This window comes from Clostridium sp. C8-1-8 (assembly GCF_009928445.1).
In the GTDB taxonomy this organism is placed as follows: domain Bacteria; phylum Bacillota; class Clostridia; order Clostridiales; family Clostridiaceae; genus Clostridium_AR.
In genome coordinates this window covers 73,397-84,508 of the sequence record NZ_JAABNO010000024.1, presented here as the reverse complement: position 1 = coordinate 84,508, position 11,112 = coordinate 73,397, and the positions used below count along the sequence as shown (strand labels likewise).

Annotated in this window: 10 protein-coding genes; 5 read left to right on the top strand and 5 right to left on the bottom strand. The window is 31.4% G+C overall.

Going from position 1 to position 11,112, the window contains the following annotated elements; all coding sequences use genetic code 11:
- Positions 1-110 precede the first annotated feature (110 nt).
- On the bottom strand, positions 111-1,079 hold the full coding sequence (locus tag GXK57_RS19950) for a DUF1232 domain-containing protein (RefSeq protein WP_160679708.1): 969 nt from the start codon (positions 1,077-1,079) through the stop codon (positions 111-113).
- Between the two features lie 191 nt (positions 1,080-1,270).
- On the opposite strand from GXK57_RS19950, the gene GXK57_RS19945 reads away from it, so the two are divergent.
- Positions 1,271-3,040, top strand: a complete 1,770-nt coding sequence (locus GXK57_RS19945) for an FtsH/Yme1/Tma family ATP-dependent metallopeptidase (protein ID WP_160679706.1) — start codon at positions 1,271-1,273, stop codon at positions 3,038-3,040.
- Between the two features lie 286 nt (positions 3,041-3,326).
- On the opposite strand, the gene GXK57_RS19940 is transcribed toward GXK57_RS19945, so the two are convergent.
- From GXK57_RS19940 to GXK57_RS19930, 3 genes are all read right to left on the bottom strand, one after another.
- Positions 3,327-4,298, bottom strand: coding sequence for a rhomboid family intramembrane serine protease (locus GXK57_RS19940; protein ID WP_160679704.1), 972 nt, complete (start codon positions 4,296-4,298; stop codon positions 3,327-3,329).
- 265 nt (positions 4,299-4,563) lie between these two features.
- The gene (gene pepF, locus GXK57_RS19935; RefSeq protein ID WP_160679702.1) at positions 4,564-6,363 is read right to left on the bottom strand and encodes an oligoendopeptidase F; all 1,800 of its coding nucleotides are present in this window, start codon (positions 6,361-6,363) and stop codon (positions 4,564-4,566) included.
- Between the two features lie 45 nt (positions 6,364-6,408).
- On the bottom strand, positions 6,409-6,807 hold the full coding sequence (locus GXK57_RS19930; protein WP_160679700.1) for a DUF6762 family protein: 399 nt from the start codon (positions 6,805-6,807) through the stop codon (positions 6,409-6,411).
- Between the two features lie 484 nt (positions 6,808-7,291).
- Between GXK57_RS19930 and GXK57_RS19925 the strand changes: the two genes are divergently transcribed.
- The 4 genes from GXK57_RS19925 (at position 7,292) to GXK57_RS19910 (ending at position 10,240) form a co-directional block, all read left to right on the top strand.
- Entirely contained in the window at positions 7,292-7,666 is a 375-nt protein-coding gene (locus tag GXK57_RS19925; RefSeq protein ID WP_160679698.1) for a hypothetical protein, read from the top strand.
- Positions 7,667-7,767: 101 nt separating this feature from the next.
- Positions 7,768-8,448: a metal ABC transporter ATP-binding protein gene (locus GXK57_RS19920; protein WP_160679696.1), complete on the top strand. Its 681-nt coding sequence runs from the start codon at positions 7,768-7,770 to the stop codon at positions 8,446-8,448.
- A gap of 1 nt (position 8,449) precedes the next feature.
- A complete protein-coding gene (locus GXK57_RS19915; RefSeq protein WP_160679694.1) occupies positions 8,450-9,238 on the top strand; it encodes a metal ABC transporter permease in 789 nt (262 codons plus the stop codon).
- 21 nt (positions 9,239-9,259) lie between these two features.
- Positions 9,260-10,240, top strand: coding sequence for a biotin--[acetyl-CoA-carboxylase] ligase (locus GXK57_RS19910; RefSeq protein WP_160679692.1), 981 nt, complete (start codon positions 9,260-9,262; stop codon positions 10,238-10,240).
- 62 nt (positions 10,241-10,302) lie between these two features.
- On the opposite strand, the gene GXK57_RS19905 is transcribed toward GXK57_RS19910, so the two are convergent.
- A complete protein-coding gene (locus tag GXK57_RS19905; protein ID WP_160679690.1) occupies positions 10,303-11,112 on the bottom strand; it encodes an acetyl-CoA carboxylase carboxyltransferase subunit alpha in 810 nt (269 codons plus the stop codon).

Genomic DNA, 11,112 nt, shown 5'->3' with positions numbered 1-11,112 from the left:
ATTAATTCTTTGCGCAAGCTCATCTAAGCATCGGATGACTGACCACTTAATTTCACACACTATAAAATTTATATTACCAAATTGAAGTGGTACACAATTATATGACTTTCCTAAACCTCTACAAGCTGATTTATTACATTATAAACCTTATCTATATTCTTAGCCGCAGTATATTGACTTAAATACTCAACTGCACTTTTTAATATCTCTATAAATTCATTTTTCCCCTGCCAATTTTCTAGAATCACCTCTAGAGGCACATCCTCAACCACTCTATTTAAAGCAAAGAAAACAGCCCCAAGATCATCTATGGCCCCAATAAAAGGCAACTTGTCAGGAAGGAAATCAAAAGGTAAAGTAACATAAGCCATAGAAGCTACAAGACTGACCTTAGTCTTCTTAGGAACTCTTTTATCTTTTAATAACCTATATATCAATGCAACTATATCTGGCAGTATAAACATGTACTCAGAGTATTTCTCTAACTTTTTAGGAATTTTTTCAGATACTTTATCTCTTTTTTCTGTATATCCATCTTTGACTTTCTCAATCTCTGATAAAACTATTGTCTGTGAAGAAGCTTCTTCCTCATCTATTACTTCTTTTATCTCCTCTGGCTCTTCTCCTATCCTCTTCATATCAATATTAGCAGAATCAATATCTGCCATAACAAAGCCATCTTTTAGGTTAAGCTTATTAATATTTAACTTAAGAAAAGGAACCAATCTCAAGATACTGTTTACATTTATCTTAATTATATTGTCCTCTAAAGAGATCCCCATATCCCTTAAACTCTTAAACGCAACCTTTAAAGCTAAGTTCTTTACAAAATTAAGTATACCTAGCTTCATAACCTTAACGTTTGATATGTTTAAGGAAATAATATTATCACTGACTCCATATATTTCTACTTTCCCCTTAAACTTAATATTTACTATTTTCTTAAAGCTTCCCTCTATCTCTATAGTATCTCTTATTTCTATATTTTCAAAACTTAGTCCTTCAACTTTTACAAAATCACTTATTATAGACATTATATCTTGTCCACTTATTCTAGCTGTAACTTGAGAAATCTGCATTCCCGCTCCCCCTCTTAACATATGTTTATCTAACTTTCATTCATTTATCCAGTATACATTATTTGCTATATTTTTTAAAGCCATTTTACCCATAACTTACATTGGCAAAAGTTATGATTTTTATTAGACATAAGATTTTAAAAAAGTATAATTTAAATTATGATAAATGACTATGGGGTAGGGGGATACCAATGAATAAATTAAAGAACAAGATTATTATTGTTCCTATTGTTACAGCAATAATGTCTTTATTTGCGTTAATCTTTTACACTTATTATTTGCCTAGTACAAAAATGGAGAAGAATTATTCGGAATTTGTAAAGGATTTGGATTCAAGTACTGTGAGTAAGGTAAATATAAATGATTCAACCAAGCTTACGGTATATCTAAAAACTGGAGAAGTTTATATGGTTGAGAATCCAAACAGTCCAACTTTAAAGGAGACTTTGCTTACTAAAGGCATAGATGTGAAGAGTTCCCTTACAGCTCCACTAGAGAAAACCATTCCTTCAACGGTATTAACTATATCTATTTTTTCTATAATATTGATATCAGTTTATAGTGGCAGAGTATCAACCTCTTCTATGACGGTGGTTGAAGGGGCTGATGTTAAGGAAAATAATAAGAAAAGCTTTGGTTTTCACTCAATGGCAGGAAACGAAGAAGCTAAGGAAAGTGTTCAGGATATCGTAGATTTCTTAAAAAATCCAGAAAAATATCAGAAGTATGGCGCAAGAATGCCAAAAGGAATAATACTATACGGGGAGCCTGGTACAGGAAAAACCCTTCTTGCAAAAGCAGTTGCAGGCGAAGCCAATGTACCTTTTTACGCTGTGAGCGGTTCTGACTTTGTTCAGATGTATGTAGGTGTAGGTGCTGCTAGGATAAGAAGCTTATTTAAAAAGGCTAAAACTAACGGAAAAGCAGTTATATTTATTGATGAAATAGATGCTATAGGGAAAAAAAGAGATGGTGGTAAAGCCTCTGGCGGATCAGATGAAAGAGACCAAACTCTAAATGCACTTCTTACTGAAATGTCTGGTTTCGGAGAACAAGAAGGTATAGTAATAATGGCTGCTACTAACAGATTAGATATGTTAGATCCAGCACTATTAAGACCTGGAAGATTTGACAGGCATGTAGAAGTTATACTACCTGATGTAAATGCAAGAGAAAAGATTCTTAAGTTATATTTTAAGAATAAGCCAGTTAGTGATAATATTGATTTTAGAAACTGGGCAAACAAAACAACTTACTTTTCAGGAGCAAAGCTTGAAAGTCTAGTTAATGAAGCAGCTATATTGGCCGCTAAGGACAACGCTTCTAATATAAGTGAAATCCATATGGATAAGGCTTTCTCAATAGTTATCGCAGGTCATGAAAAAACTGACAGAAGTTCCATCAGAGATATAGATAGAAAGATTACTGCTTACCACGAATCAGGACATGCCATAATTTCTCTTATAAAACTTCCTGAGGAGAAAATATCTAAGGTAACTATTATTCCAACTACAAAGGGGGCAGGAGGATACACTCTAACTATCCCTGAAGACTCTGCCTACAAAACTTATAGCTACCTAAGAAAGAGAATCATGGTTCTCCTTGGTGGTAGAGCTGCTGAGGAGATAATATTTGGCAGTGACAATATAACTACTGGAGCGTATAGCGATATAACTCATTCTACTAGTATGGCTAAGGATATGATATCTGAATATGGAATGGGTAAAAACTTAGGTTTACTTAAGATATCCAGTCTTGGAGAACTTGCAAATTCCTGTGGTACTTCAGTTGTGGAAGAGTGTAAGGCAATGATAGACGAATTATATGAAGAAACTAAGCAAATATTGATTGATAATATCGATAGGCTGCACAGTATGTCTCAATACCTTCTTGAAAATGAAACCTTGTTTGAAGAAGACCTAGCTCGTGAAATGAGTAGTGATAAAGTTCTTCAGTCCTAACATTATCTTTAAACCTCCTCTTTTTTACTAGAGGAGGTTTTTTTCTGTTAAGGAAAGTATACTCTCTTTATTAGATAAGCCTAGTAACTTCAAAGGTTTATAACATTTATTTAATTTAAGCAGCAAAAATCAAATTTTATTTATCTTACAAATCATATACATTGTGATAGTCAGGTGCACATAAAAGTCACTGAAGATAGATTCAGTGACTTTTATACAATATCAATCATATGAGGCTAGATATTTAATTTTGCAACTTCATTTAACAGCAAACATAATGCGAAAATTATGCCTGTTTTAATCTTCTTCTATCATATATCAACAATGAGATGATTATTCCTCCTAACAAACCTCCAAAGTGTCCAAAGTTATCTATGTTAGGAGTAGATATTCCAATCAAGATATTTAAACCTATAACAGTTACCATCTCTCTTAAGAATCCCTTTCCAATCTTATCTTTCTCTGTCAATCCGAATACAACTGCTGCTCCTAAAAGTCCAAATATTGCACCAGAAGCCCCTACAGATACTCCAGAAGAAAATATATAACTTGTGAAAGTTGATAATATTCCAGCAACAAAATATATAACTAAATATCTCCACTTTCCATATATCATTTCGATCATATTACCTAAACCATAAAGTGCATACATATTAAAAGCTATATGCATTAATCCTCCATGTAAAAACATAGCTGTTACTAATCTATAGTACTGTCCCGCCTGTATGAGATCATTTTGCTTAGCTCCAAAATAGACCAGTACATACCCATTTATATCAAAAAAATCACCTGATGCTAGAGCTGTTATTACGAACATAACTATATTTATAGCAATAAGCCCAAAGGTTATCTTTGACTTTCCAGAAAAGTTTAGTTTATTTCCAGTGCTGTTATTCATTTCTTGTATGCAGTTAACAACAAACTCACCATTTCTTTCGAATCTTAGTACTTGCTCACTATTTTTATCATATACAACTCTAGAATAAAACTTTTCCTCGTTATTGTTATAATAGCCTTCTGTTACAACTACGTTTACTAAAGTAAAAGTTTCTCCTCTTTGCCTTAAGTAGTAGCCTGCATACTCTGCACTAGCTTCCTCATAGCTCTCATCTGAAACAATTACTGCATATACTCCGTTATCTATATCTCTAATTGCAATCCATCTTTTTGTATTAAGTGGTATGCACTCATATTCTTCTATAAAAAACCCTTGTTTCTGTACTAAATATTGCAGTACTGAGTTTTCATCAATTTTCATATCTTTCTCCTCAAATTTTTCTTCTTAAAAATTCAACCCATAATTCTTGGAATCTAAATTAATACTCAATAATATAACATTAATATATAAACTGTACTTCTCTATCTAATCATTGGATTACTAACCACTTAGTTCAACCATGGTACCTTAACAGGACTTTTTTATTATATACATAAAAAGGATTGCCTTAGCAACCCTCTTTAACTTATAAAAAAATATAGTTATCTTTCAACATAATACTTTTAAAGCCTTAATTCTAGCTAAACTATATTAACTCTTCTAGCATATCTAAAAGTTCATTAAATCTATTCACTGTAGCTTCTAGTGGTGCTGCAGTTGTCATATCTACTCCTGCTTTTTTAAGTACGTTTATTGGATAGTCTGAGCCTCCTGCTTTCAAGAAGCCTTTGTATTTTTCAACAGCTGTTTCACCATTTTCTAATATATTTTTAGCAAAAGCAGATGCTGCTGCATAACCAGTAGCATATTGGTAAACATAAAAATCTCTATAGAAGTGAGGTATTCTTGCCCACTCAATATCAATTTCATCGTCAACAACCATATCTGGTCCAAAATATCTTGTATTTAAATCATGCCATAAACTATTGAACTCTTTAGCCGTTAATGCCTCTCCTTGTTCAACTAATTCATGAGTTTTAAGTTCGAACTCAGCAAACATTAATTGTCTAAATACTGTAGTTCTTATCTGTTCTAGCTCTTGATTAACAAGGTAAAGCTTCTTATTCTTATCTTGCTCTTTATCAATTAAATGATGTATAAGAATTATTTCATTAGTTGTAGAAGCAACTTCTGCACAGAATAAAGTGTAGTTTGAGTAGATATATGGTTGATTCTTTGAAGAATAATAAGTATGGATCGAATGGCCCATCTCATGTGCTAGTGTTGAAACATCATTTAGTGAATAGTTGTAGTTTAAAAGCACATAAGGCATTGTATCATAGGTTCCACTTGAATAAGCTCCCCCTCTTTTACCTTTATTCTCGAATACGTCAATCCATCCGCTGGCTATTCCCTCTTGGAATATCCCTAAGTACTCTACACCTAAAGGATTTAACCCTTCTGTTACCATCTCTACCGCTTTATCATATTCTATACGTTCCTTCTCTATGTCAACTACCGGAACATATAAATCATACATATGAATCTCATCTAACTTTAAAAGCTTTTTCTTTAAAGTAACATATCTATGCAATGCCTTTAGGTTATTATTTATAGTATCAACAGAATTCTTATATACTTCTAGTGGTATATCATTAGGGCTTAAGGATGCATCTAATGCACTTGAATACTTTCTAACTCTTGCATTAAATATAAAGTTCTTTATTGAAGAAGATAATGAAGCTGATAAAGTATTTTCCAAGCCCTTATATTCATTAAATAAAGCTTTGAAAGCAGCTTCTCTTACACTTCTATCTTTGCTTTTTATGAAACTAGAATAATTACCTTCTGTAAGCTCCACATCATCTCCATCCTCGTCTTTGATCACAGGGAAAGTCATATCTGCGTTAGTAAGCATATTAAATATATTTGAAGGTGCATCTAAGCAGTCAGAAACTGAAGCTAGAACCTCTTCCATTTCCTTAGTAAGTATATGTGGCTTTTCTTTTAAAATATTTTTTAATAGGAAATCATATACCTTAAGTTCAGAATTCTCATCTAAAAACTTTTCTATTGTTCCATCAGGTAAGGATAACAACTCAGGTTCAAAGAAAGCTAGGTAGCTAGCAAGTTCAGCAAAATATGAATCTATTTTACTTTTTAAGGTTTGGAACTCAGGATTAGAAGTATCCTCATCAGCTCTCAAATGAGCATATATCATAAGTTTCTCTGCTTTCCTTACTATCTTCTCGTTAAGCTTTAAAAAGTTCTCAAGCTCTTTGCTACTATTTAACTTTCCTTCATAGGTTCTAGTTTCTAAGGCCTCCTCTTTCAAGCTCTTAAAATCATTTTCCCACTGCTCTGTGCTATTATATATTTTTTCAACCTTCCATTTATGCTTTAAATCAATCTCATCTCTTTTTTTAAGACTTTTTACTTCTCCCATATATAACAACTCCTCTCAAAATTTATACCTTTTATCTATAATTAATTATTTATATTCTTCTTCTTTCCCTTTAATATCTTCGAAAACTTTCTCTATCTTCTCTTTTATTATAGTACATAGCTCATTAATTACTGCTCTAGTTTCTTCGTGATCCTTATCGTAAGGGAAATTTACAAGCCAAGTTGGATTGTATTCATCATCTTTTTCCTTTATATCATAACCAAGCTCTTCAAAAGCTTCAATTTCAAAAAGATCGTATATCGCTGAATATTCCCATTCTTCTACATCTCTATTCGTATCAAAATATAAACTTACCTCATTGTCTATGCAATATAATTTTGTAACATAAACAGCACCGTCATTTACCGCATAGCTTCCTAATTCACTTATTATGTTTCCTGTCTCTTTATCTTTTTCTATTAATACTAATGATGAAAAATCCATAATGTTCTTCCTTTCAGAATGCAAAAAATTATAAATATATTATATTGTTATAATAACCACTTTTTCAAGTAATCTCATACATTTTCTTTAAATAAATGCTTTTATATGTTCTAAAAAGATCTTTTCCTCATGTTATTGGATTTAAACATTAGTGTATCCTGTTTAAATTATCCTTAAGTTATTTTATCCATTAGTTTTTTCAACTATGAATCATATTTAAATAAATCTATAGCTTTATTTATTTTACATAATTTGGTAATATATTTTTATTGCTTTATCTTTTCAAGTTATTAAGAACAAAATAGCTATTCCTATGAACCAATATACTATTTCAATAAAAAAACCTATTTTATAATCTTTCTGAATTCAGATAATAGAATTTGAGAATGCAAATTTAATTACCAAGCGGTACATCTATATAATTTATTAATAAAAATCAAAAGAACTTTAATGTCGCAGCAGCAGCGACAAAACGGAGGTTAAAATGAATAATGCATCTTTATCAAAAAAACGTCAAAAAGCAAAGATAAGAAAAATATCAATTATCTCTTTAATAATAGTGGTTCTACTAATTCTAGTAAGAATAAATTATGTAAACTCTAGGTGTAAGGACATAAATTACGCTGTAGACTACTACATGACAAATGGTATTTTCAATAATAATAAGGTACTTGCGGTTAACGGAATGAAGCTTACATTTTCTGATGATAATAAAACTATAGCTGAGGTAAGCGGTCTTTATTATGAAGCCCCTCACTTTAGAAAAAAATATCAGATTTCACTATCTAAAAATAAGGGCAAAATGTGGACTTTAGATTATATTAAGGATATTACGGATGATATTAACAAAAACAATTAAATTTTTTTATACATTTGAAGTTTTTATCTTGTCCTTTTATTGCAAACCATTTGCAATTAGTTGTATAATAAAGTTTAGATTATAAAACGGAGCTGATAAATTTGATAAATATAAAGGATTTGTGTTTTTCATATACAGGAAAAGAACCGTATATTTTAAACAATATAGACTTGAATATCCCAAAGGGTACCTTTGTTTCAGTAATAGGTCCAAACGGTAGTTCAAAGACTACCTTGGTTAAATTGATGTTGAATCAACTTTCCCCTACAAAGGGTAGCATAAAACTTTCAACAAACAAAATAGGATATGTGCCTCAAAAAGTAGACAGTTTTAATTCACAGTTTGCAATAACTGTAAAGGAAGTACTGTCCTGCCATGCTAATGCGTTAAAAATAAGTGATAAAGCTTCAATAAATAGAGCTTTAGAAAAAGTTAATATGCTTAAGTACTCCAATAAACTTATTGGTGCCCTTTCTGGCGGCCAGCAACAAAAGATCTTTATATCTAGAGCACTTATGGGAGAACCAGAGCTTCTATTTTTAGATGAATTGAGCACTGGAGTAGATCATCTATCTCAAAAAGAGATATATGAGTTAATTAGGAAATTAAACCAGGAGCATAATATAACAGTAATTTCTGTAGAACATAATCTTAGAATGGCTGTAGAGTATTCTACTCATATTCTTGAATTATACGAAGGTTCTGCAACCCTATACGATGTAAATGAATATAAAAAAATAATAAATGATAGTAAAATTTACTTGGATAGGAAGGTAGAATAGTATGTTTGAATTCGAATTTATGAGGAATGCCTTTCTAGCAGGGATTGTGATTTCTATTTTATGCCCTTGCATAGGTTTATTCTTAGTATTAAAGAGATATTCCATGATTGGAGATACGCTTTCTCATTCTTCCTTTGCAGGTGTTGCAATAGGTTTAGTCTTCGGCTTTAATCCAATTATTACTGCATTTATATTTACCTCAGTATGTGCTATTGTCATAGAACTTTTAAGAGATTACTTTAAAAAATACGCTGAACTTGTAATGTCTATAATCTTAACACTTAGTCTAGGCATAGCAATTGTGCTTATTAGCACCGGTAAAGCAAGTGCTAAAGTAAATAGTTATTTATTTGGAAGTATCTTGACCGTTTCAAAAAGCGACCTCACTCTTATTATTGTTATAGGTATAATTTGCTTTGCAACTATTGCGTTATTATATAAAAAGTTAATTTATACTACCTTTGATGAAGAAGGTGCCAAGGTTTCTGGAATTAATGTTAAGCTTATAAATTATATTTTCACTTTGATAGTAGGTGCTACAATATCTGTTTCAATTAGAGTTATGGGCATCCTGGTTATATCATCTATAATTGTAGTTCCAGTGGCTACAGCTATGCAATTGAAGAAAGGCTTTTCATTAACATTAGTATTTTCAATGCTTTTCGGTTTTATAGATATATTAGTTGGACTTTTTGCTTCATACATATATAACTCTGCTCCAGGAGGAACCATAGCATTAACATCAGTAGCTTTATTGATAATTGTCCTTATATTATTTAAGAGAGAATAATTTTTAGAATTTAGGTGTTATATGAAAGATAAGATTTTAGGAATACTAAAAGAAAATGATGATTTTGTTTCAGGCGAATTAATTTGTAAGGAATTCGGAATAACTAGATCTGCCATATGGAAATATATAAAAGCTCTAAAAGAGGAAGGCTATGATATTCAATCCTTCACTAAAAAGGGCTATAAACTTATAAATTGTCCAGATTACCTAAGCAAGCCTGAATTAAAACCTTATTTAAAAAACAGTAATTTAATTAAAGATATAATTTATTTTGAGTCCATTGACTCCACAAATACTTATGCAAAAAAAGTAGCTAATGATGCCTTAGATGGTACTTTAGTAATAGCTGAAGAACAAACCTTAGGCAAAGGACGATTTGATAGAGTTTGGGTATCTCCAAAGTATAAAGGGATCTGGAGTTCCATTATATTAAAACCAGATATAGATCCAATCTTAGTCACTAGAATAACTCAAATTGCTGCTGCTTCAGTATATCTAGCAATATCAAAGCAAGGTTTATCACCTAAGATAAAATGGCCAAATGATATTGTACTAAATGATAAAAAAATCGGTGGTATATTAATTGAGATGAGCTGTGAGATGTCTCAGATAAACTATATAGTTGTTGGAATTGGTCTTAACATCAACTTAGATCAAGAAGATTTCCCAGAAGAAGTAATGGACAAGGCAACTTCTTTGAAGCTAGAAGCTTCTAAAAATATAGAAAGAAAAGTTATCTTAGCTGACATAATTAAAAACTTTGAAACTCTTTATAGGGACTTTTTAATTTCTGGTTCTATAGGTTCAGCCTTAGAAATATGTAAAACAAACTCTTCTATCCTAGGTAAGGATATAAAGATATTACATAGAGGTACTGAGACTTATGCAAAAGCTACGGACCTTAATGAAGATGGGAACTTGATAGTAACCTACGAAGATGGTAGCATAAAACCTCTTTTCTCCGGTGAAGTATCTGTTAGAGGAATAAATTCATATACATAGTTTATTATAAGTCAAAAGCTAAAAGACATTAATGAAATTTACATTAATGTCTTTTTATAATATTATATATAATCAAATTCACCATATTTTCTAAACCTTCTATATCTAAACTCAAGAAGTTCTTCTTTAGATTTTTTCCTTAATACCTTAAGCTCTTTTATAAGATTATCCTTCATTGACTTACTTACACTCTCAACATCTTTTTGAGCTCCACCCTTAGGTTCTTTTATTATTTTATCAATAACTCCCATCTCATATAAATCTAAAGAGGTTATCTTCATAACTTCAGCTGCCTCTTTAGCTCTTTTAGAATCCTTCCATAAGATAGAAGCAAAACCTTCAGGTGATAAAATCGAGTAGATAGAGTTTTCAAGCATCCAAACTCTATCAGCTAGACCTAAGGCTAAAGCACCACCGCTTCCACCTTCTCCTATAACTATAGATATTATAGGAACATTAATTCCTGCCATCTCAATTAAGTTTTTTGCTATTGCTTCACCTTGACCTCTTTCTTCTGCTCCTACTCCACAAAAAGCTCCTTTTGTATCTATAAGACATATTATGGGCCTGTTAAACTTTTCAGCTAGCTTCATATGCCTTAAAGCCTTTCTATAGCCTTCTGGATTTGGACTTCCAAAGTTTCTTTCTATATTTTCCTTAATATCTCTTCCTCTTTGTATACCTATTATAGTAACAGCCTCTCCATCCAGTCTTCCTATACCACTGACAATTGACTTATCATCTCCAAAGGATCTATCACCATGTAATTCAATAAAAGAAGTAAATATTCTATTAATATAATCTAAAGCAGTAGGTCTATCAGCCATACGTGCTATCATCAAACGTTCCCATGCACTTAATACTTCACTCAT